General features: G+C 61.0%; 18 protein-coding genes. 11 read left to right on the forward strand and 7 right to left on the reverse strand.

Annotated features, from left to right (window positions below):
- A complete protein-coding gene (gene moaE / locus C6382_RS14300; RefSeq protein WP_107025071.1) occupies positions 1-447 on the forward strand; it encodes a molybdopterin synthase catalytic subunit MoaE in 447 nt (148 codons plus the stop codon).
- 259 nt (positions 448-706) lie between these two features.
- The gene (locus C6382_RS14305) at positions 707-1480 is read left to right on the forward strand and encodes an ABC transporter substrate-binding protein (RefSeq protein ID WP_107025072.1); all 774 of its coding nucleotides are present in this window, start codon (positions 707-709) and stop codon (positions 1478-1480) included.
- Positions 1481-1505: 25 nt separating this feature from the next.
- On the opposite strand, the gene C6382_RS14310 is transcribed toward C6382_RS14305, so the two are convergent.
- The 5 genes from C6382_RS14310 to C6382_RS14330 form a co-directional block, all read right to left on the reverse strand.
- Complete coding sequence (locus C6382_RS14310; protein ID WP_107025073.1) at positions 1506-2132, reverse strand: transcriptional regulator; 627 nt, start codon at positions 2130-2132, stop codon at positions 1506-1508.
- 74 nt (positions 2133-2206) lie between these two features.
- Complete coding sequence (locus C6382_RS14315) at positions 2207-3337, reverse strand: FAD-binding oxidoreductase (protein WP_107025074.1); 1131 nt, start codon at positions 3335-3337, stop codon at positions 2207-2209.
- A 10-nt stretch (positions 3338-3347) separates the two neighbouring features.
- Complete coding sequence (locus C6382_RS14320) at positions 3348-4298, reverse strand: ornithine cyclodeaminase family protein (RefSeq protein ID WP_107025075.1); 951 nt, start codon at positions 4296-4298, stop codon at positions 3348-3350.
- 112 nt (positions 4299-4410) lie between these two features.
- A complete protein-coding gene (rhlB, locus tag C6382_RS14325; protein ID WP_371919622.1) occupies positions 4411-5844 on the reverse strand; it encodes an ATP-dependent RNA helicase RhlB in 1434 nt (477 codons plus the stop codon).
- Between the two features lie 102 nt (positions 5845-5946).
- Positions 5947-6603 (reverse strand): alpha/beta hydrolase, encoded by a 657-nt coding sequence (locus tag C6382_RS14330; protein ID WP_107025077.1) that lies wholly within the window; start codon positions 6601-6603, stop codon positions 5947-5949.
- 336 nt (positions 6604-6939) lie between these two features.
- On the opposite strand from C6382_RS14330, the gene C6382_RS14335 reads away from it, so the two are divergent.
- The 4 genes from C6382_RS14335 (at position 6940) to C6382_RS14350 (ending at position 11097) form a co-directional block, all read left to right on the forward strand.
- Positions 6940-7968, forward strand: coding sequence for an amino acid ABC transporter substrate-binding protein (locus C6382_RS14335; protein ID WP_038607138.1), 1029 nt, complete (start codon positions 6940-6942; stop codon positions 7966-7968).
- A gap of 67 nt (positions 7969-8035) precedes the next feature.
- Entirely contained in the window at positions 8036-9214 is a 1179-nt protein-coding gene (locus C6382_RS14340; protein WP_107025078.1) for an amino acid ABC transporter permease, read from the forward strand.
- 10 nt (positions 9215-9224) lie between these two features.
- Positions 9225-10322, forward strand: coding sequence for an amino acid ABC transporter permease (locus tag C6382_RS14345; RefSeq protein WP_107025079.1), 1098 nt, complete (start codon positions 9225-9227; stop codon positions 10320-10322).
- Positions 10323-10332: 10 nt separating this feature from the next.
- On the forward strand, positions 10333-11097 hold the full coding sequence (locus C6382_RS14350) for an amino acid ABC transporter ATP-binding protein (protein WP_107025080.1): 765 nt from the start codon (positions 10333-10335) through the stop codon (positions 11095-11097).
- Positions 11098-11173: 76 nt separating this feature from the next.
- On the opposite strand, the gene algW is transcribed toward C6382_RS14350, so the two are convergent.
- Positions 11174-12331, reverse strand: coding sequence for a Do family serine endopeptidase AlgW (gene algW / locus C6382_RS14355; RefSeq protein WP_107025081.1), 1158 nt, complete (start codon positions 12329-12331; stop codon positions 11174-11176).
- A 235-nt stretch (positions 12332-12566) separates the two neighbouring features.
- Here algW and C6382_RS14360 point away from each other — a divergent pair, with 235 nt between their 5' ends.
- The 3 genes from C6382_RS14360 to cysN all read left to right on the forward strand — a co-directional run bounded on the left by C6382_RS14360 (position 12567) and on the right by cysN (position 16295).
- Positions 12567-13325 carry a Nif3-like dinuclear metal center hexameric protein gene (locus C6382_RS14360; RefSeq protein ID WP_107025082.1) on the forward strand — a complete coding sequence of 253 codons (759 nt, stop codon included), beginning with the start codon at positions 12567-12569 and terminating at the stop codon, positions 13323-13325.
- A 136-nt stretch (positions 13326-13461) separates the two neighbouring features.
- Positions 13462-14379 (forward strand): sulfate adenylyltransferase subunit CysD, encoded by a 918-nt coding sequence (gene cysD / locus C6382_RS14365; RefSeq protein ID WP_107025083.1) that lies wholly within the window; start codon positions 13462-13464, stop codon positions 14377-14379.
- Positions 14380-14393: 14 nt separating this feature from the next.
- Complete coding sequence (cysN, locus tag C6382_RS14370) at positions 14394-16295, forward strand: sulfate adenylyltransferase subunit CysN (RefSeq protein ID WP_107025084.1); 1902 nt, start codon at positions 14394-14396, stop codon at positions 16293-16295.
- A 59-nt stretch (positions 16296-16354) separates the two neighbouring features.
- Here the strand turns inward: cysN and C6382_RS14375 are convergent, their stop codons facing one another.
- Entirely contained in the window at positions 16355-16834 is a 480-nt protein-coding gene (locus C6382_RS14375; protein ID WP_107025085.1) for an Lrp/AsnC family transcriptional regulator, read from the reverse strand.
- A gap of 127 nt (positions 16835-16961) precedes the next feature.
- Here C6382_RS14375 and C6382_RS14380 point away from each other — a divergent pair, with 127 nt between their 5' ends.
- Positions 16962-18158, forward strand: a complete 1197-nt coding sequence (locus tag C6382_RS14380; RefSeq protein ID WP_107025086.1) for a methionine gamma-lyase — start codon at positions 16962-16964, stop codon at positions 18156-18158.
- Between the two features lie 37 nt (positions 18159-18195).
- Complete coding sequence (gene mdeB / locus C6382_RS14385) at positions 18196-20895, forward strand: alpha-ketoglutarate dehydrogenase (RefSeq protein WP_107025130.1); 2700 nt, start codon at positions 18196-18198, stop codon at positions 20893-20895.
- Positions 20896-20935 lie beyond the last annotated feature (40 nt).

A 20935-nucleotide genomic window follows, 5' to 3' on the forward strand; every position in this document is an offset into this window, starting at 1 on the left:
ATGAGCGTTCGTGTCCAGACCGAAGCCTTTGATCCGGGTGTCGAAGTCAACGCCATGCATGCTGCCAATGTTGGCGTCGGCGCGGTGGTCGGCTTTGTTGGCTATGTGCGCGACTTCAATGATGGCCAGGAGGTCGCGGGCATGTTCCTGGAGCACTATCCGGGCATGACCGAAAAGGCTCTGGCCAAGATCGTCGTTGAGGCCGAGCAGCGCTGGCCGCTGCTCAAGGTTGAGGTCCTGCACCGCATCGGCGCGCTTGAGCCCGGCGAACCTATCGTTTTCGTTGGTGTGGCCAGCGCTCATCGCCAGGCGGCGTTCGATGCCTGCAACTTCATCATGGATTACCTCAAGACCCGTGCACCGTTCTGGAAGAAAGAACAGACCGGTGACGGCCCGCGTTGGGTCGAGGGCAAGCAGAGTGATGAAGACGCGGCCGGGCGCTGGTAGCCTGCTGCGCTACAGCTCCCTGTAGGAGCCGGCCTTGCCGGCGATGGGGTGCGTAGCACCCCTCTGGCCCGGCTGAGTCGGACATCGCCAGCAAGGCTGGCTCCTACAAGGGCCGCCAGGATGCTTTTGCCTGTTGAGTTTTTATACAATAAAGTCCAGTATGGAATTATAAGTACAAAATAGTTCCAGGCCGTCGCGTGCCTGCCCCTTTCCCTCTGTCTTGCAACACACCTCCAATAACGAGCGAGAGAGATCCAGCATGAAGAACTTCACCCTGATCAGCGGTCTGGCCCTGAGCCTGATGGCCAGCAGCCTGTTCGCCGCCGAAGACACCTTGCGCATCGGCATCGAAGCCGCTTACCCGCCGTTTGCCTCGAAGAACGACAAAGGCGAGATCGTCGGCTTCGATTACGATATCGGCAATGCCTTGTGCGCGCAGATGCAGGTCAAATGCGTGTGGAACGAGGTGGAGTTCGACGGTCTGATTCCTTCGCTGAAAGTGAAGAAGATCGACGCCGCGCTGTCCTCGATGACCATCACCGAGGAGCGCAAGATGTCGGTCGACTTCACTCACAAGTACTACTTCACCTCATCGCGACTGGTGATGAAGAAGGGCGCCACGGTCGATGACCAGTACGCCAGCCTCAAGGGCAAGAGCGTGGGTGTGCAGCGCGCCACCACCACCGATCGCTATGCCACTGAAGTGCTGGAGCCCAAAGGCGTCATCATCAAGCGCTATAGCAACAACGAAGAGATCTACATGGACCTGGCTTCCGGGCGTGTCGATGCGATTTTCGCCGATACCATCCCCCTGGATGATTTCCTGTCGATGCCGCGCGGGGCTGGCTATGCCTTCGTCGGTCCTGAGCTGAAAGACCCGAAATACGTCGGTGAAGGCGCCGGGATCGCGGTGCGCAAGGGCAACGAGGCGCTGGTGAGCAAGCTCAACAAAGCCATCGACGACATCCGCGCCAATGGCGAGTACCAGAACATCCAGTCGAAGTACTTCAAGTCGGACATCTACGGCGATTGATCGCCACGCTCAGGGCCTGAAGCCTTCAGGCCTTGAGTTCCTTCAGGTGCTTGTAGACCGTCGCCCGCCCCATCCCCAGCACATTGGCCACGTAGTTGGCCGCACTCTTGCCCTTGAACGCCCCTTCGGCATGCAGGGCCAGAACCAGCTCGCGTTTATGTTCGCGGGTCAGCAGGTTCAGGCTCAACTGGCGCTGGCGTAGCCAGTTGTTGAGGAAGGTATTGATGCGCTCCTGCCAGTCGTCGCGAAACAGTGCATCAGGCTGCGGAATCAGCTTGCTCGGCGACAGGAACAGGTCCAGCGCGGCCTTGGCGTTTTCGAACAGGGAAATGTTCAGGTTGATGCACAGCACCGCCAGCGGCGTACCCGCTTCATTGCGCAGTACGGTGCTCAGCGAGCGAATCTTCTGCCCGTCCCAGTTGAGCTTCTCGTAGGGGCCGATGTTGGTTTCGTCGGTGCCTGTCTCGAGCAGGTCTTCCAGCGCTGCGTCATCACCAATCTCGCGTTTCGACAGGTTATTGGCGATGTAGTCGATCTTCTGGCTGCGCAGGTCGTGCAGCACCACCTCGGCGTGAGGGAAGAACAGGGTGGCAATGGCATCGGCGATGGCCCGGTAGTTGTCCAGGACAGGGTCGGGGCGAGGGGTCGACATTCAGGCAGGCTCCAGGCGGTGTCAGCGCCCTTGGCACAAGGGCGCTGCGAGTGTGCCGCAATCGCGGCGGTGCGTCATCCCTGCAGGCGGCGCGGGGATAGCATCGCGGCGTTCAGGCCAAAGCCCTTGAGGGCCTCGGGCAGGCCTTCGCCACGCACCAGGGCAGCGCTGGCCTGGCCCATGGCGGGTGAGGTCTGGATGCCATAGCCACCTTGCGCCGCGACCCAGAACAGGCCGGGCACTTGCCGGTCGAAACCGGCCACCAGATCACCGTCGGCAACGAAGCTGCGCAGGCCGGCCCAGGTGCGGGTCGGCCGACGAATGCTCAAGGTGGTGGCTTCTTCGATCTGGTAGATGCCCATGGCAATGTCCAACTCTTCGGCCTGCACGTCATGCGCTTCGACCGGGTCGGCGTTGGCTGGCGAGCCGAGTAGCATGCCGGCGTCGGGCTTCATGTAGAACGATTCGTCGAGACTGACCAGCATCGGCCAGGCGTGGCTGTCGACGCCTTCGGGGCCGGCGAAGATGAAGGCGGCGCGACGTTTGGGCTGCAGGCCAAGCGCTTGCGCACCGGCCAGTGCGCCGATCTGGTCGGCCCAGGCGCCAGCGGCGTTGATCAGCACCGGCGCGCTGAAGGTGCCACGGCTGGTTTGCACCTGCCAGAGACCGTCACTATCGCGGTTGAGTTGCTGGACTTCGCAATCGCTGTGCACTTCACCCTGTTGCCGACGGATACCGCGCAGGTAGCCTTGATGCAGAGCATCGGTGTCGATGTCGCTGGCGCTTGGGTCATAGAGTGCGCCATAAACTTTTTCGCGGCGCAGCACCGGCAGGCGAGCGCAGGCCTGGTCGGCGCTGAGCAGTTCGACCTCGGGGACACATGCCTTGGCACTTTGATACTGACGCTGCAGCTCCTCTGGATCGCCAGTGAGATCGACGGTCATTTCCCCGCGCGGGCTGAGCAGCGGGTGCTCGGCAAAGCCGGCAGGCGGGTGGTCGAAGAATTCCCGGCTGGCCAGGGTCAGGGCGCGCACCTGCGGGGTGCCGTAGGCCGCGGTGTAGAGTGCTGCCGAACGGCCGGTGGAGTGGTAGCCCGGCTGCGACTCGCGTTCGAGCAGCAACACCCTGCCGTGACCGGCCAGCCAGTAGCCGGTGGAAGCGCCAGCGATACCGGCGCCGATGATGATGAAGTCAGCCTGTTGCATGGAGATCTCCTCAGTCGGCGCGCTGCAGGCGGTACAGGGCGTTGGCCAGGGCGATGTCTTCCAGACCCAGGCCGATGGAACGGAAGAAGGCGTGGCGCTGGTAGGCCGGGGCAGGGGCCTGGTTGCTCAACAACTGCGCCAGATCGCCGACGATTACTTCGGGTTGCCAACCATATTGCTCAGCCGCGATGCGCATCTCCCCCGCGCTGCCTGGGGTGGTTACCCGGTAGTCGCAATACACATCCATGGCGCTGAGGCTGGCAGGCGGTACTTCATGGGCGCGTACGGCATTGGTGCTGATCGAGGTGATCAGGGCCGGTTTGCTCAAGGTGGCCGGGTCGATAACCGGGGTGGCCGACGAGGTGCAGAGCATGATCACGTCGGCATCCTCCAGCGCCTGGCCGAGGCTGTCGCTGAGTGTCAGGCGAGGATCGAGGTCAAGCAGCGACTGACGCTGCTCCATGCTCTGCTCGGCCAGGCTTGGCGAGTACAGACGAATGTCCTGCCACTCGCGCAGGCCGCGAACATAGTGCAGATGGGCACGGGCGATCGGGCCGCTACCGATCACCGTCAGGCGCCGGGCACTGGCGGCTGCCAGAACATCGACCGCCACCGCGGTGGTGGCGGCGGTACGCGCGGTGGTCAGTTCGCCTGCATCGCACAGCAGCAGCGGCTGGCCGCTGTCCATGGACATCAGCAGGGTCCAGGCGGTAACTAACGGGCCTTGCTCGCGGACGATGTAGGGCGAGGTTTTCACCCCGTAGACACGCTCTTGCGCCAGCACGCCGCCGTAGTTGATGAAATCACCCTGGCCAGCAGGGAACTCCACCAACTGTTGTGGCGGCTGCACAGCTTGCCCGGCCGCCAGGTCACGGAACAGATTGCGCAGGATCTTCGGGACATCCACCTGCTTTAGCAGTTGGCGAGCGAGCTGTTGGTCGATGACGAGAGGCGCGGACATACGAGACTCCAGATAAACTATTTTGTCTATTATGGACTATCTGTATATGTGGGCAATATCAACGGCATAAAAAAACGCAGCCAAAGCTGCGTTTTCAGGCGACCGTCAGTACTCAGTGATGCTTGCGCGGCACTGGCTTGAGCAGCTCGGTTGGCGGCATTTCGCAGCTGATCTTGCGACCCAGCAGCGCTTCGATGGCCGGCAGCTGGTAGGAGTCATCCTCGCCTGCGAAGCTGATCGACACACCGCTGGTGCCGGCACGGCCGGTACGACCGATACGGTGCACATAGTCGTCGGGATCTTCCGGCAGGGTGAAGTTGATCACATGGCTGATGCCGTCGATGTGGATACCGCGACCGGCGACGTCGGTCGCCACCAGCACGGTGATACGGCCTTCGCGGAAGTTTTCCAGGGTCTTGATGCGCTTGTGCTGAGGCACGTCACCTGACAGCTGGGCGGCGTTGACGCCATCGCGCACCAGGCGTTCTTCGATGCGCCGCACTTCATCCTTGCGGTTGGCGAAGACCATTACCCGTTCCCATTTGTTCTCGGTCACCAGGTTGTACAGCAGCTTGTACTTGTCGCTACCGGCCACGGCATAGACATGCTGCTCGACGGTTTCACTGGCAACGTTTTCCGGCTCGATCTCGACGATGGCAGGATCGGTGGTCCACTGCTTGGCAAGGTTCATCACGTCTTCGGTGAAGGTCGCGGAGAACAGCAGGGTCTGGCGTTCGCTCTTCGGCGGGGTCTGGCGGATGATCTGCCGTACCTGCGGGATGAAGCCCATGTCGAGCATGCGGTCGGCTTCGTCCAGTACCAGTACCTCGACCATGTCCAGGTGCGCTTCACCGCGCTGGTTGAAGTCCAGCAGACGGCCAGGGGTGGCGACCAGGATGTCGCAGTGGCGTGCTTCGAGGGCCTTGAGCTGCTTGTCGAAGTCCATGCCGCCAACGAAGGTCATCACGTTCAGACCGGTGTACTTGGTCAGCGCCGCGGCGTCTTTGGCGATCTGTACCACCAGCTCCCGGGTCGGGGCGATGATCAGTGCCCGTGGCTCGCCCATGTAGCGCTCTTTCGGCGGTGGGGTCTGCTGCAACTGGGTGATGATCGAGATCAGGAAGGCCGCGGTCTTGCCGGTGCCGGTCTGGGCGCGGCCAATGGCGTCCTTGCCGCGCAGGGTATAACCCAGCACTTGCGCCTGGATCGGCGTGCAATAAGGAAAGCCCAGGTCGTGGATCGCATGCATCAGCTCAGGCGAGAGCTTGAAGTCATGGAAGCGGGTCTTGCCTTCTTGCGGCTCGACCACGAAATCTTCCAGCTTCCAGGTGGAGGCTGCAGGTTTTGGCTTGCGCTCACGGCGCGGTTTGGGCTCGGCCGGCTTTTCGGCGCGTGCCGGCTTGGCGGCCTCGACTTCGGTTTTGAGCGGGGCGGCCGGGGCAGGGGCCTGGGGTACTGCGGGTGGCTGCTTCACAGGGGCAGCGCTTTCGGTGGCGAGTTGCTCAACCTCGCTCTTGCCGAACATCTTCTTGAGTGCTTTGAGCACGGTCATCTCATCAATTGGTTAAGGAATGTACGCCGGCCAGTGTAATGCAAGAAACGGGCGCGGCGTAGTGGATTGCACTGACAACTACAGGGAAGTTTTCATTTAGCGCAGGCGCTCGGTGAGCCAGACGGCGATATCGCGGATCTCCTCGTTCAGCACTTCGTGCTCCATCGGATATTCCTTCCACTCGGCGTCGACTCCCCAATGCTGGAGGTGCTCAAAGGCGGTACGGCCCATCGCTGGCAGCACCACGGAGTCATAAACACCGTGCAGGCACAGGGCTGGGGTGCGCTGCTGGCAAGCGCTCAGTTCGCGCTCCTGGGCAAAGGTCGGTGCATAGGTCGACAGGGCGATCACCCCGCCCAGGGCTTCTTGCCACTTTATATAAGCAGTGTGCAGCACTACCGCACCACCTTGGGAAAAGCCGGCGAGGATGATGCGGGCCAGGTCGATGCCCTTTGCCTGTTCGGCCTTGATCAGTTCGATCACCTGATCCGCCGAGGCCTGCAACTGATCTTCATCGATCGCCCGCGCCGGGGTCATGGCCTTGATGTCGTACCAGCTGGGCATTTCATAACCACCGTTGATGGTCACCGGACGGGTTGGCGCCTGGGGCATGACGAAGCGGGTGGTCAGCAGCACTTCCTGCAGGGCTTCAGCCACTGGCATGAAGTCGTAACGATCGGCCCCCAGGCCGTGCAACCAGATCACACAGGCGTCTGCTGTTTTTTGTGGTTCGAGGATCAACGGGTGGCTCATGACTGCTCCGAAAGTGTGCGCGCGCTCTTGTTTGCGTGCATGAAATGAAGGCGCGTCGGGTAAATCCGGGAAAAACCTGTCGCAACGTTGCAAGTTTTCCTATTGACGTTAACTGAAACGCTTTAGCCGCTCAGTGTGGTACGCGCTTTGCTATGAAATCCCTGATGCGAGGTTACACGTTTTGGACGGTAACACCCGTTAGCGGTCCCCAAGGCTGTCACAGAACAGCGCATTGCGCCAATTGACCCAAAAACAAGCCAACACGGGTCGGATGCGCCTCATAAGGGTGCGGTGCAATCCCGGCTCAACACAATAAGAGCAAGACTGGAGGTTTGAATGAAGATGTTGAAATCCACCCTTGCAGTGGTTACCGCTGCTACCGTACTCGGTATCAGTGGTATCGCACAGGCAGGTGCGACCCTGGACGCGGTACAGAAGAAGGGCTTCGTTCAGTGTGGCGTCAGTGACGGCTTGCCGGGCTTCTCGGTTCCGGATGCCAAGGGCAATATCGTCGGTATCGACGCAGACGTCTGCCGCGCAGTGGCCGCAGCTGTGTTCGGCGATGCCAAGAAGGTCAAGTTCAGCCAGCTCAACGCCAAGGAGCGTTTCACCGCGCTGCAGTCCGGCGAAGTTGACGTGCTGTCGCGTAACACCACCTGGACCAGCTCGCGTGACGCGGGCATGGGCCTGGTGTTCGCCGGTGTTACCTATTACGACGGTATCGGTTTCCTGGTCAACAAGAAGCTCGGCGTTTCCAGCGCCAAGGAGCTGGACGGTGCAACCATCTGCATCCAGGCCGGTACTACCACCGAACTCAACGTTTCCGACTATTTCCGCGCCAATGGCCTGAAGTACACCCCGATCACCTTCGACACCTCTGACGAAAGCGCCAAGTCGCTGGAGTCCGGTCGTTGCGACGTGCTGACTTCGGATAAGTCGCAGCTCTACGCACAGCGCTCCAAGCTGGCCGCCCCGGCCGACTACGTAGTGCTGCCGGAAACCATTTCCAAGGAACCGCTGGGCCCAGTGGTACGTAAAGGCGATGAAGAGTGGTTCAGCATCGTCAAGTGGACCCTGTTCGCCATGCTCAATGCCGAAGAAATGGGCATCAACTCGAAGAACGTCGAGGCAGAAGCCAAAGCCACCAAGAACCCTGACGTGGCCCGCATGCTCGGCGCCGACGGTGAGTACGGCAAGGACCTGAAGCTGCCGAAGGACTGGGTAGTGCAGATCGTCAAGCAGGTCGGTAACTACGGTGAAGTCTTCGAGAAGAACCTGGGCAAGGAAACCCCACTGCAAATCGACCGCGGCCTGAACGCTCTGTGGAACAACGGCGGCATCCAGTACGCGCCACCGGTGCGCTGACGGTTGCGGCCTGCGGCGGCACATGGCCGCCGCAGGCTGTTCGCATCCCTTCCTTGCGGGGCATTACATGCAAAATCAAATCGGCGCACCTAAGGGGCTTTCCCTTAACGATCCACGTGTGCGTGCGTGGCTATTCCAGATACTCACCATCGTCTTCGTGGTCGGCCTGGGCTGGTATCTGTTTCACAACACCCAGACCAACCTGCAACACCGCGGGATCACTTCGGGCTTCGACTTTCTCGAACGCAGTGCCGGCTTCGGTATTGCACAGCACCTGATCCCCTACACCGAGCAGGACAGTTATGCCCGGGTATTCGTCATCGGCTTGCTCAACACCCTGCTGGTGACCTTTATCGGCATCATCCTGGCGACCCTGCTGGGGTTCATCATCGGTGTGGCCCGGTTGTCACCGAACTGGATGATCAACAAGCTGGCCACTGTGTATGTCGAGACTTTCCGTAACATCCCACCGCTGTTGCAGATCCTGTTCTGGTACTTCGCGGTGTTCCTGACCCTGCCGGGACCGCGGGGCAGTATCAATATCAGCGACGCCTTCTTTATCAGCAACCGCGGCCTGAACATGCCCGGTGCCTCCATGGCCGAAGGATTCTGGCCATTCGTCATCAGCCTGGTGCTGGCTATCGTTGCCATTGTGGTGATGGTGCGCCTGGCCAACCGGCGCTTTGAGGCCACTGGCGAGCCGTTCCACAAGTTCTGGGTCGGATTGTTCCTGTTTTTCGGCATTCCAGCGCTCAGCGTGGTGCTGTCGGGTAGCCCGTTGCACTGGGAAATGCCGCAGCTCAAGGGGTTCAACTTCGTTGGTGGCTGGGTGCTGATCCCCGAGCTGCTGGCCCTGACCCTGGCCCTGACCATCTACACCGCAGCGTTCATCGCCGAGATCGTGCGTTCGGGTATTCGTTCGGTCAGCTATGGCCAGACCGAAGCGGCCCGCTCCCTGGGGCTGCGTGAAGGTCCGACCCTGCGCAAGGTGATCATTCCCCAGGCGCTGCGGGTGATCATTCCACCGTTGACCAGCCAGTACCTGAACTTGGCGAAGAACTCTTCGCTGGCGGCCGGTATCGGTTATCCGGAAATGGTCTCGTTGTTCGCCGGGACCGTGCTCAACCAGACCGGCCAGGCTATCGAGGTGATCGCCATCACCATGAGCGTCTACCTGGCCATCAGCATCAGCATTTCCCTGCTGATGAACTGGTACAACAAGCGCATTGCGCTGATCGAGCGGTGAGGACACGCGCATGACTACCCATGTTTTCAAACCTGATATGCCGCCACCGGTGAGAACCGTCGGCGTGCTGGCCTGGATGCGCGCCAACCTGTTCTCCAGCTGGCTCAACACCCTGCTCACGCTGTTTGCCCTGTACCTGGTGTGGCTGATCGTGCCGCCGCTGCTGCAGTGGTCGATCTTTGACGCCAACTGGGTCGGCACCACCCGCGCCGATTGCACCAAGGACGGCGCTTGCTGGGTGTTCATTCAGCAGCGTTTTGGCCAGTTCATGTACGGTTACTATCCGACTGAACTGCGATGGCGCGTCGACCTGACCGTGTGGCTGGCAGTGATCGGCGCAGCGCCGCTGTTCATCGCGCGTTTCCCGCACAAGGCGATCTACGGTCTGAGCTTCCTGGTGCTGTACCCGATCATCGCCTATACCCTGCTGCACGGCGGTTATCTGGGCCTGGCCACGGTGCCGACCAGCCAATGGGGCGGGCTGATGCTGACCCTGGTGATCGCCACTGTCGGTATCGTCGGCGCCTTGCCGCTGGGTATCCTGCTGGCGCTGGGGCGGCGTTCGAACATGCCGGCGGTGAAGGTGGTGTGCGTGACCTTCATCGAGTTCTGGCGCGGCGTACCGTTGATCACCGTGCTGTTCATGTCATCGGTCATGCTGCCGCTGTTCCTGCCTGAAGGCATGAGCTTCGACAAGCTGCTGCGGGCGATGATCGGGGTCATTCTGTTCCAGTCGGCGTATATCGCCGAAGTGGTGCGCGGTGGTCTGCAGGCCATCCCCAAAGGCCAGTATGAAGCCGCCGCGGCGATGGGCCTGGGTTACTGGCGCTCAATGGGCCTGGTGATCCTGCCGCAAGCCCTCAAGCTGGTGATTCCCGGCATCGTCAACACCTTCATTGCCCTGTTCAAGGACACGAGCCTGGTGATCATCATCGGCCTGTTCGACCTGCTCAACAGCGTCAAGCAAGCCGCTGCCGACCCGACCTGGCTGGGCATGGCGACCGAGGGCTATGTGTTTGCCGCCCTGGTTTTCTGGATTTTCTGTTTCGGTATGTCCCGCTACTCCATGCATCTGGAGCGCAAGCTGGACACAGGCCACAAGCGTTAGGAGTGTTCCCATGAGTGAAGCGATCAAACAGCCTGTGAGCCCTGAAGGCATTATTCAGATGCAGGGCGTGAACAAATGGTACGGCCAGTTCCACGTGCTCAAGGACATCAACCTGAATGTGCGCCAGGGCGAACGTATCGTCCTGTGCGGGCCGTCGGGCTCGGGCAAGTCCACCACCATCCGCTGCCTCAACCGCCTGGAAGAGCATCAGCAGGGCCGCATCGTGGTCGATGGCGTGGAGCTGACCAACGACCTCAAGCAGATCGAAGCGATCCGTCGTGAAGTCGGCATGGTGTTCCAGCATTTCAACCTGTTTCCGCACCTGACCATCTTGCAGAACTGCACCCTGGCGCCGATGTGGGTGCGCAAGATGCCCAAGCGCAAGGCCGAGGAAATCGCCATGCACTACCTGGAGCGGGTGCGGATTCCGGAGCAGGCCAACAAGTTCCCGGGGCAATTGTCCGGAGGTCAGCAGCAGCGGGTGGCGATTGCCCGTGCGCTGTGCATGAAGCCGAAGATCATGCTGTTCGACGAACCGACCTCGGCGCTCGATCCAGAGATGGTCAAGGAAGTGCTCGACACCATGGTCAGCCTGGCGGAAGACGGCATGACCATGCTTTGTGTGACCCACGAGATGGGCTTTGCCCGCACTGTGGCGAACCGGGTGATCTTCATGGACAAAGGCGAGATCGTTGAACAGGCGGCGCCGGACGACTTCTTCGACCGGCCGCAGAACGAGCGGACCAAGCTGTTCCTGAGTCAGATTCTGCACTGACATTATTGGGGCTGCTTCGCCCCCCATCGCCAGCACTGCTGGCGATGGGGGGCGAAGCAGCCCTGGTTTTAGCGGATCAGTTTTCTTCTTTAGCCACCGGTGTCGGCGGTGGACGCAAGCCGATTTCCGCGGTCAGCTTCAATTCCTTGCCGTTACGTATCACCTGGATCGCCACCTTGTCGTTGGGTTTGATCCGCGCCACCTGGTTCATCGAGCGACGACCATCTCCGGCCGGTTCGCCGTTGATGCTGAGAATCACATCACCCAGTTGCAGGCCGGCCTTTTGCGCCGGACCGTCGCGGAAAATCCCTGCCACCACGATCCCCGGACGCCCCTGCATGCCGAACGATTCGGCCAGCTCCTGGCTCAGCGGCTGCACTTCGATACCCAGCCAGCCACGAATGACCTGACCGTGCTCGATGATCGCCTTCATGACCTCCAGCGCCAGCTTGGTCGGGATTGCGAAGCCGATGCCTTGGGAACCGCCGGACTTGGAGAAGATCGCCGTGTTGATGCCGGTCAGGTTGCCGTTGGCGTCGACCAGCGCACCACCGGAATTGCCTGGGTTGATCGCCGCGTCGGTCTGGATGAAGTCTTCGTAGTTGTTCAGACCCAGCTGGTTGCGGCCGGTAGCACTGATGATACCCATGGTGACGGTCTGGCCGACACCGAAGGGGTTGCCGATGGCCAGGGCGACGTCGCCGATATGAATGTTGTCGGAGCGGCCAATGGTGATCGACGGCAGGTTCTTCAGGTCGATCTTGAGGACCGCAAGGTCAGTTTCCGGGTCGCTGCCGATGACCCGCGCCAGGGTTTCGCGGCCGTCCTTGAGCGCCACCACGATCTGGTCGGCACCGGAGGTCACATGGTTGTTGGTCAGCAAATAGCCTTCCGGGCTCATGATCACCGCCGAGCCCAGGCTTGACTCCCAGCGCCGCTGTTTGGGCAGGTTGTCGCCGAAGAAACGGCGGAACTGCGGGTCTTCGAACAGCGGGTGCGCGGTTTTGTTGACCACTTTTGTGGTGTACAGGTTGGCCACCGCTGGCGCGGCAATGCTCACGGCGTCGGCGTAGGACACCGGGCCCTGCATGATCCGCGTGGTTTGCGGTGCCTGCTGCAGGTTGACGTCCTGGCTGGGCAGGCCGACCCATTGTGGAAAGCGCTGGATGACCAGCAGGGCGATCAGCACGCCGACCAGCAGCGGCCAGGCAAAGTAACGCAAAGCCTTGAACATTGAGCGAATCCTGGGAGTGGGCAGAGGGCCGTTAAACTGCGTGGGAGCGAGCGCGCGCGATCATACTGCGACCGAAGCGGTGCAGGAACTGTTAAATCGCAGTCGAGCCGTGGCAACAGCGTGCAGGCCCCCAGGCAACCGCCGTCGGTTTCCCCAAACCCGGCGACGGCCCATAATGGCGGTCATTATACGGGGCCTTGCGCCGCGCTGAACTGCTGAATTGAGGAGTCTTTTCATGGCTGTTGCCCTGAGCACCCTGGTCGAGGAAGCTGAACGCTACCTTGGCAGCACAAAAATCCAGGATTACTGCCCCAATGGCCTGCAGGTTGAAGGGCGCCCGCAGGTGACCCGCATCGTCAGTGGCGTTACCGCCAGCCAGGCGTTGCTGGATGCGGCGGTCGAGGCCGAAGCCGACCTGGTGCTGGTGCACCACGGATATTTCTGGAAAGGCGAGAACCCGTGTATCACCGGGATGAAGCAGCGCCGGCTGAAAACCTTGTTGAAGAATGATCTGAGCTTGCTGGCCTATCACCTGCCGCTGGACCTGCACCCTGAAGTCGGCAACAACGTGCAGCTGGCTCGTCAGCTCGATATCACCGTCGAAGGCCCGCTGGACCCTGACGACCCGCGGGTGGTCGGCCTGGTCGGCTCGCTGGCCGAGCCCATGTCGGCGCGGGACTTCGCCCGCAAGGTGCAGGAGGTCATGGGTCGTGAGCCACTGGTGATCGAGGGCGAGCAGATCATCCGTCGGGTTGGCTGGTGTACCGGCGGCGGCCAGGGTTACATCGACCAGGCAATCGCCGCTGGTGTCGACCTGTTCCTCAGTGGTGAGGCGTCTGAGCAGACGTTCCACAGCGCCCGGGAGAACGGCATCAGTTTCATCGCCGCCGGCCACCATGCCACCGAGCGTTATGGCGTGCAGGCGCTGGGTGATTACCTGGCACGGCGTTTCGCCCTGGAGCACCTGTTTATCGACTGTCCGAACCCGATCTGAGACTAAAACGGCAGGGCATATTCTTATATTGTTTCGTTCTAGTCGGGCGCCTAAATAGAATCGGGCGCTGTGATAAAGTGACCCGCTCGAACACGGCCCGCTGGCCGTCCATAAGATCGTATTTCCGTGAGTAGCCATGGTCGACAAACTGACGCATTTGAAACAGTTGGAGGCGGAGAGCATCCACATCATTCGTGAGGTGGCCGCCGAGTTCGATAACCCGGTGATGCTGTACTCGATCGGCAAGGATTCGGCCGTGATGCTGCATCTGGCACGCAAAGCCTTCTTTCCGGGCAAATTGCCGTTTCCGGTGATGCATGTCGACACCCAGTGGAAATTCCAGGAGATGTACAGCTTCCGCGACAAGATGGTCGAGGAAATGGGCCTGGAGCTGATCACTCACGTGAACCCGGACGGCGTCGCCCAGGGCATCAACCCGTTCACCCATGGCAGTGCCAAGCACACCGACATCATGAAGACCGAGGGCCTCAAGCAGGCACTCGACAAGTACGGCTTCGATGCCGCCTTCGGTGGAGCCCGGCGCGACGAAGAGAAGTCGCGGGCCAAGGAACGCGTGTACTCGTTCCGCGACAGCAAGCACCGCTGGGACCCGAAAAACCAGCGCCCGGAGCTGTGGAACGTCTACAACGGCAAGGTCAACAAGGGCGAATCGATTCGCGTGTTCCCGCTGTCGAACTGGACCGAGCTGGACATCTGGCAGTACATCTACCTTGAAGGCATCCCGATCGTGCCGCTGTACTTCGCCGCCGAGCGCGATGTGATCGAGAAGAACGGCACCCTGATCATGATCGACGACGAGCGCATCCTCGAGCACCTATCGGAGGAAGAAAAAGCCCGTATCGTCAAAAAGAAAGTGCGCTTCCGTACCCTTGGCTGCTACCCATTGACGGGTGCGGTGGAGTCCGAGGCCGAAAGCCTCACCGACATCATCCAGGAAATGCTCCTGACCCGTACGTCCGAGCGTCAGGGCCGTGTCATCGACCATGATGGCGCAGGCTCGATGGAAGACAAAAAACGTCAAGGCTATTTCTAAGTTAGGGTCAGACCATGTCGCACCAATCTGAATTGATCAGCGAGGACATCCTCGCCTACCTGGCCCAGCACGAGCGTAAAGAACTGCTGCGCTTTTTAACCTGCGGCAACGTCGATGACGGCAAGAGCACCCTGATCGGGCGCCTGCTGCACGACTCGAAGATGATCTACGAAGACCATCTGGAAGCTATCACCCGCGATTCGAAGAAAGTCGGCACCACCGGTGACGACATCGACCTGGCGTTGCTGGTCGACGGCCTGCAGGCCGAGCGCGAGCAGGGCATCACAATCGATGTCGCGTACCGCTATTTCTCTACCGCCAAGCGCAAGTTCATCATTGCCGACACTCCTGGCCACGAGCAGTACACCCGCAACATGGCCACCGGTGCGTCCACCTGTGACCTGGCGATCATCCTCGTCGATGCCCGTTACGGCGTGCAGACCCAAACCCGTCGGCATAGTTACATCGCCTCGCTGTTGGGCATCAAGCACATCGTCGTGGCGGTGAACAAGATGGACCTCAAGGGCTTCGACGAGGGCGTGTTCGAGAGCATCAAGGCCGACTACCTGCAGTTTGCCGAAGCCATTAACATGGCCCCGAGCAGCCTGCACTTTGTGCCGATGTCGGCGCTCAAGGGCGATAACGTGGTCAACCGCAGCGAGCGTTCGCCGTGGTACACCGGCCCTGCGCTGATGGAAATCCTCGAAACCGTGGAAGTGGCAGCCGACCGCAACTTCACCGATCTGCGTTTCCCGGTGCAGTACGTCAATCGGCCGAACCTGAACTTCCGTGGCTTTGCCGGCACCCTGGCCAGCGGCGTGGTGCACAAGGGCGATGAAATCGTCGTGCTGCCGTCGGGCAAGAGCAGCCGGGTCAAGTCCATCGTCACCTTCGAAGGTGAGCTGGAAAACGCTGGCCCAGGCCAGGCCGTGACCCTGACCATGGAAGACGAGATCGACATCTCCCGTGGCGATCTGCTGGTACACGCCGACAACGTCCCGCCGGTGACCGATCAGTTCGACGCCATGCTGGTGTGGATGGCTGAAGAGCCAATGCTGCCGGGCAAGAAATACGACATCAAGCGCGCTACCAGCTACGTGCCGGGCTCGATTGCCAGCATCGCCCACAAAGTCGATGTGAACACCCTGGAGCAGGGCGCTACCAGTGCGTTGCAGCTCAATGAAATCGGCAAGGTCAAGGTCAGCCTCGACGCGCCGATCGCCTTGGACGGCTATGACAGCAACCGCACTACCGGTGCCTTTATCGTCATCGACCGCCTGACCAACGGCACTGTTGGTGCCGGCATGATCATCGCGCCGCCGGTCGTACCGCACGGCACCATCGGTCAGCACGGCAAACTGGCTCACGTCGACACCGCAGAGCGTGCCCTGCGTTTTGGCCAGCAGCCAGCCACCGTGTTGTTCAGCGGCCTGTCGGGCGCGGGCAAGAGCACCCTGGCCTACGCCGTTGAGCGCAAATTGTTCGACATGGGGCGCGCGGTTTATGTGCTTGATGGTCAGAACCTGCGTCACGACCTGAACAAAGGCCTGCCACAGGACCGCGCCGGACGTACCGAGAACTGGCGTCGTGCCGCCCATGTGGCACGTCAGTTCAACGAAGCCGGCCTGCTGACCCTGGCGGCCTTCGTTGCCCCGGATGCCGAAGGCCGTGAACAGGCCAAGGCGCTGATCGGCAAAGAGCGCTTGCTCACCGTTTACGTTCAGGCCTCGCCAATGGTCTGCCGCGAGCGTGACCCGCAAGGCCTGTACGCTGCCGGTGGTGACAACATCCCGGGTGAAAGCTTCCCGTATGACGTGCCGCTGGATGCTGATCTGGTGATCGATACCCAGAACGTCAGTCTGGAAGACAGCGTCAAGCAGGTGCTGGAGCTACTGCGCAAGCGTGGCGCGATCTAAGCACTGCGGATGAACAAGAAACCCCACCTTGGTGGGGTTTTTTGTTGTCCGCGATGCGGTCAAATATGCTTCTCCGACACCGGAATCACCCGCTTTTCCTTCACCGCCTTGAACGAGAAGCTCGAATAGATCTCCTTCACTCCCGGCAAAGTCTGTAACACCTCCCGGGCGAACTCACCGAACGACTCCAGATCCCGCGCCAGAATCTCCAGCAAAAAGTCATAGCGACCGGAGATATTGTGACAGGCGACTATCTCGGGAATCTCCATCAGCCGCTGCTCAAACGCCCGCGCCATTTCCTTGGAGTGCGAATCCATCATGATGCTGACGAATGCAGTGACGCCAAAGCCCAGGGCCTTGGGTGAAAGGATGGCTTGGTAGCCGGTGACGTAGCCGTTCTCTTCCAGCAATTTGACCCGCCGCCAGCACGGCGAGGTGGTCAGCGCGACTGTGTCGGCCAGTTCGGAAATGGTCAATCGCGCATTGTCCTGCAGAGCAGCCAGCAGGGCGCGGTCGGTACGGTCGATGGCGATAGGCATGATTTGCCCTCCGTGGCCTGAATTCATTGTTTTTTTGTTAATAACCACATTCGGCAGTGGTCATATTTGGAAAAAAATCAGCACCTCAGTGGCATAAGCTTATAACAAACCACAAGAGGCTGTTGTCATGAGCGGCTCCACCAAGGATTCAGGTTTTGCTACCCGTGCCATCCATCACGGCTACGACCCAATGAGCCACCAGGGCTCATTGGTTCCGCCGGTCTACCACACCGCAACCTTTGCGTTTCCCACCGTTGAGTACGGCGCCGCCTGCTTTGCCGGGGAAGAGGGCGGACATTTCTATACGCGTATATCTAACCCCACCCTGGCGTTGCTGGAAGCGCGAATGGCCTCGCTTGAAGGGGGGGAGGCCGGGCTGGCTCTGGCTTCGGGCATGGGCGCGATCACCGCTACCTTGTGGACCCTGCTGCGCCCGGGTGATGAGGTGTTGGTCGGGCGTACGTTGTACGGCTGCACCTTCGCCTTCCTGCACCATGGGATCGGCGAGTTCGGGGTCAAGGTCCGCCATGTCGACATGAGCGACCTGCAGGCGCTTGAGGCGGCGATCAGTGCGCAAACCAAGGTGATTTATTTCGAAACGCCGGCCAACCCGAACATGCAGATGGCCGATATCGCCGCAGTGGCAACACTTGCGCACAAGCACGCTATCACCGTGGTGGTCGATAACACCTACTGCACCCCGTACCTGCAGCGGCCGCTGGAGCTCGGCGCAGACCTGGCGGTGCATTCGGCGACCAAATACTTGAGCGGCCATGGTGATATTACCGCCGGCCTGGTGGTCGGACGCAAGGCGCTGGTGGACCGGGTTCGACTCGAAGGCCTCAAGGACATGACCGGTGCGGTTATGTCGCCCCAGGATGCCGCCTTGTTGATGCGCGGTATGAAGACCCTGAACCTGCGCATGGAGCGTCACTGCAGCAGCGCCCAGACCATTGCCGAGTACCTTGAGCAGCATCCGGCAGTGGAGCTGATCAACTATCCGGGCCTGCCAGGTTTCCCGCAATACGAGCTGGCTCAGCGGCAGATGCGTTTGCCCGGCGGCATGATCGCCTTCGAACTCAAAGGCGGGATCAGTGCCGGGCGACGCTTCATGAATGCCCTGCAACTGTTCTGCCGCGCCGTCAGTCTTGGCGATGCCGAATCCCTGGCTCAGCACCCGGCAAGCATGACTCATTCCAGCTATACCCCTGAGGAGCGTGCCCAGTACGGCATCTCGGAGGGATTGGTGCGGCTGTCGGTCGGGCTTGAGGATATCGACGACCTGCTGGCCGATATCGAGCAGGCACTGAAGGCCTGCGCCTGAAACCATCAAGGATGAGGTCAATGCTATGGTGGCCATGATGAGCCTTGTGCCAGGTGAAGGTGTACCGCGCCGCCTGGGAGATGATCCACAAGCTGACAGTGATCCGGGCGAAACCGCTGAGTGGCTCGACGCGCTGGATTCGACCCTGCAGCACTGTGGCCCTGAGCGTGCGCGCTTTCTGCTTGAGCAACTGCAGGCGCATGCCCGCGAATTGGGCCTGGAGCAAGGCGTCCAGGCCTTCTCGGCCTACCGCAATACCTTGTCAGTGGAGCAGCAGGGCGCCTACCCGGGCGATCTGGAGCTGGAAGAACGGATCACCAGCCTGCTGCGCTGGAACGCTCTGGCCATGGTGGTGCGGGCCAATCATGCCTATGGCGATCTGGGCGGGCATATCGCCAGCTATGCCTCGGCAGCGGAAATCTTCGAGGTCGGTTTCCAGCACTTCTTTCGTGGCGAGTCCGGCAGTGGGCCACGCAGCGCCGACCTGGTGTTTTTCCAGCCGCATTCAGCCCCGGGGATTTATGCCCGGGCGTTTATTGAAGGGCGGCTGAGTGAAGCGCAACTGGCCAGTTACCGGCAGGAGGTCGTGGGCAATGGTTTGTGCTCTTATCCACATCCCTGGCTGATGCCTGACTTCTGGCAGTTTCCTACCGGCTCCATGGGTATCGGCCCGATCAATGCGATCTACCAGGCGCGGTTCATGCGCTACCTGCACAACCGCCAACTGCTCGACACCCGCGCCCGGCATGTCTGGGGTGTGTTTGGCGATGGTGAGATGGACGAGCCGGAATCCATTGCCGGCCTGACCCTGGCCGCGCGCGAGCAGTTGGATAACCTCACCTTTGTGGTCAACTGCAACCTGCAGCGCCTGGACGGCCCGGTGCGCGGCAATGGTCAGATCATCCAGGAGCTTGAAGCGCTGTTTCACGGTGCTGGCTGGAACGTGATCAAGGTGCTCTGGGGCTCGGAGTGGGACGCGCTGTTTGCGCGGGACAGCGAACACGTTCTGCTGCGCCAGTTGGCGGCGACCCCGGATGGCCAGTTCCAGAACCTGGGTGCCAAAGATGGTACCTACAACCTCGAACACTTCTTCAGCCAGCAACCGGCCCTGCAGAAACTGGTCGAGCACATGAGCACCGAGGAGATCAATGCGCTCAAGCGGGGCGGCCACGATTTTCGCAAGTTGTACGCTGCATTTGCTGCGGCCAAGGCTTGCAAGGGCCGTCCGAGCGTAATTCTGGCCAAAACCAAGAAAGGTTATGGGATGAGTGCCGCTGGCGAGTCGAAGATGACTGCGCATCAAGCCAAGAAACTCGATGTTCAGGCCTTGCTGGCTTTCCGTGATCGCTTTCATCTGCCACTCAGCGACAGTCAGGTCGAGCAGTTGCAGTTCTATCGCCCGGCTGACGACAGCGCCGAAATGCGCTACCTGCGTGAGCGCCGCGCTACGCTCGGCGGGCCGTTGCCCGCACGGCGCAGCGAGGCGCGCCCGGTGCCGGTGCCCGCGCTGGAGGTTATGGGCAGCTTTGCCTTGCAGGCCGACGGTAAGGAAATGTCCACCACCATGGCGGCGGTACGCATGCTCAGTGCCTGGCTCAAAGCCCCGGAGCTGGGACCGCGAGTGGTGCCGATCGTCGCCGATGAGGCGCGGACCTTCGGCATGGCCAGCCTGTTTCGTCAGATTGGTATCTATTCACCCCAGGGACAGTGTTACGAGCCCGAGGATGCCGGTTCGTTGCTGTCTTACAAGGAGGCCCGTGACGGTCAGTTGCTGGAGGAGGGGATCGCCGAAGCCGGGGCGATTTCCTCCTGGGTGGCGGCGGCAACCTCTTACGCGGTGCACGGTGAGCCGATGCTGCCGGTATACATCTACTACTCGATGTTCGGTTTCCAGCGTGTCGGCGACCTGATCTGGGCCGCCGCCGACCAACGTGCCCGTGGTCTGTTGCTGGGGGCTACTGCCGGTCGTACGACCCTGGGCGGAGAAGGCTTGCAGCACCAGGACGGTTCGAGTCTGGTAATGGCCTCGATGGTGCCTAACTGCCGGGCCTGGGAGCCATGCTTTGCCGGTGAGCTGGCAGTGATACTCGAATATGCGGCGCGCCGCATGCTCAGCGAACAGCGCGACGAGTTCCATTACGTGGCGGTGATGAACGAAAACTATCCACAACCGTCCCTGCCAGCGCAGGTGCATGAAGAGGTGTTGCGCGGCATGTACCGCTATGTTGAACAGCAGGTGGCGGCGGCGCAGGGGCGCGTGCGTCTGCTGGGTTCCGGGGCGATCCTGCGCGAGGTCATCGCTGCCAGCGAGCTGCTGGCTCGCGATTGGCAGGTTGCGAGCGAGGTGTTCAGTGTCACCAGTTTCAGCGAACTGGCGCGTGAGGCGCGGGATATGGATCGCACCAGTCGCCTGGGTCAAGACGGCGCGGGTGTCAGTCACCTGCAGCGTTGCCTGCAAGGCAGTGAGCCGGTGATTGCTGCCAGCGATTATGTGCGTGCCTGGCCGCAGCTGATTGCCGAGTATGTGCAGGCGCCCTACGTGACCTTGGGGACTGATGGCTTTGGTCGCAGCGATACACGGCAGCAACTTAGGCGATTTTTCGAAGTCGATCGCTTCAGTATCGTGCTGGCCAGTTTGCACAGTCTGGTGCGCCAGGGAAGTGTGGAGCGGCAGGTGCTGGATCAGGCACTGGAGCGCTATGGGCGCGGCTCGGAGGCAGCACCCTGGTACTGCTGAAAAAATTGCAGAACTAAAAAAGCCCCGCCAATCGGCGGGG

This window comes from Pseudomonas sp. BBP2017, from assembly GCF_003024385.1.
In the GTDB taxonomy this organism is placed as follows: Bacteria; Pseudomonadota; Gammaproteobacteria; order Pseudomonadales; family Pseudomonadaceae; genus Aquipseudomonas.

Excerpts from the sequence above, each read along its gene's own strand:
- algW (WP_107025081.1), bottom strand. The coding sequence starts at position 12,331 with ATGTTCAAGGCTTTGCGTTACTTTGCCTGGCCGCTGCTGGTCGGCGTG.
- cysN (WP_107025084.1), top strand. The coding sequence starts at position 14,394 with ATGTCGCACCAATCTGAATTGATCAGCGAGGACATCCTCGCCTACCTG.
- C6382_RS14330 (WP_107025077.1), bottom strand. The coding sequence starts at position 6,603 with ATGAGCCACCCGTTGATCCTCGAACCACAAAAAACAGCAGACGCCTGT.
- C6382_RS14360 (WP_107025082.1), top strand. The coding sequence starts at position 12,567 with ATGGCTGTTGCCCTGAGCACCCTGGTCGAGGAAGCTGAACGCTACCTT.
- cysD (WP_107025083.1), top strand. The coding sequence starts at position 13,462 with ATGGTCGACAAACTGACGCATTTGAAACAGTTGGAGGCGGAGAGCATC.
- C6382_RS14380 (WP_107025086.1), top strand. The coding sequence starts at position 16,962 with ATGAGCGGCTCCACCAAGGATTCAGGTTTTGCTACCCGTGCCATCCAT.
- C6382_RS14340 (WP_107025078.1), top strand. The coding sequence starts at position 8,036 with ATGCAAAATCAAATCGGCGCACCTAAGGGGCTTTCCCTTAACGATCCA.
- C6382_RS14350 (WP_107025080.1), top strand. The coding sequence starts at position 10,333 with ATGAGTGAAGCGATCAAACAGCCTGTGAGCCCTGAAGGCATTATTCAG.
- moaE (WP_107025071.1), top strand. The coding sequence starts at position 1 with ATGAGCGTTCGTGTCCAGACCGAAGCCTTTGATCCGGGTGTCGAAGTC.
- C6382_RS14315 (WP_107025074.1), bottom strand. The coding sequence starts at position 3,337 with ATGCAACAGGCTGACTTCATCATCATCGGCGCCGGTATCGCTGGCGCT.
- C6382_RS14375 (WP_107025085.1), bottom strand. The coding sequence starts at position 16,834 with ATGCCTATCGCCATCGACCGTACCGACCGCGCCCTGCTGGCTGCTCTG.
- C6382_RS14320 (WP_107025075.1), bottom strand. The coding sequence starts at position 4,298 with ATGTCCGCGCCTCTCGTCATCGACCAACAGCTCGCTCGCCAACTGCTA.
- C6382_RS14310 (WP_107025073.1), bottom strand. The coding sequence starts at position 2,132 with ATGTCGACCCCTCGCCCCGACCCTGTCCTGGACAACTACCGGGCCATC.
- C6382_RS14335 (WP_038607138.1), top strand. The coding sequence starts at position 6,940 with ATGAAGATGTTGAAATCCACCCTTGCAGTGGTTACCGCTGCTACCGTA.
- mdeB (WP_107025130.1), top strand. The coding sequence starts at position 18,196 with ATGAGCCTTGTGCCAGGTGAAGGTGTACCGCGCCGCCTGGGAGATGAT.
- C6382_RS14345 (WP_107025079.1), top strand. The coding sequence starts at position 9,225 with ATGACTACCCATGTTTTCAAACCTGATATGCCGCCACCGGTGAGAACC.
- C6382_RS14305 (WP_107025072.1), top strand. The coding sequence starts at position 707 with ATGAAGAACTTCACCCTGATCAGCGGTCTGGCCCTGAGCCTGATGGCC.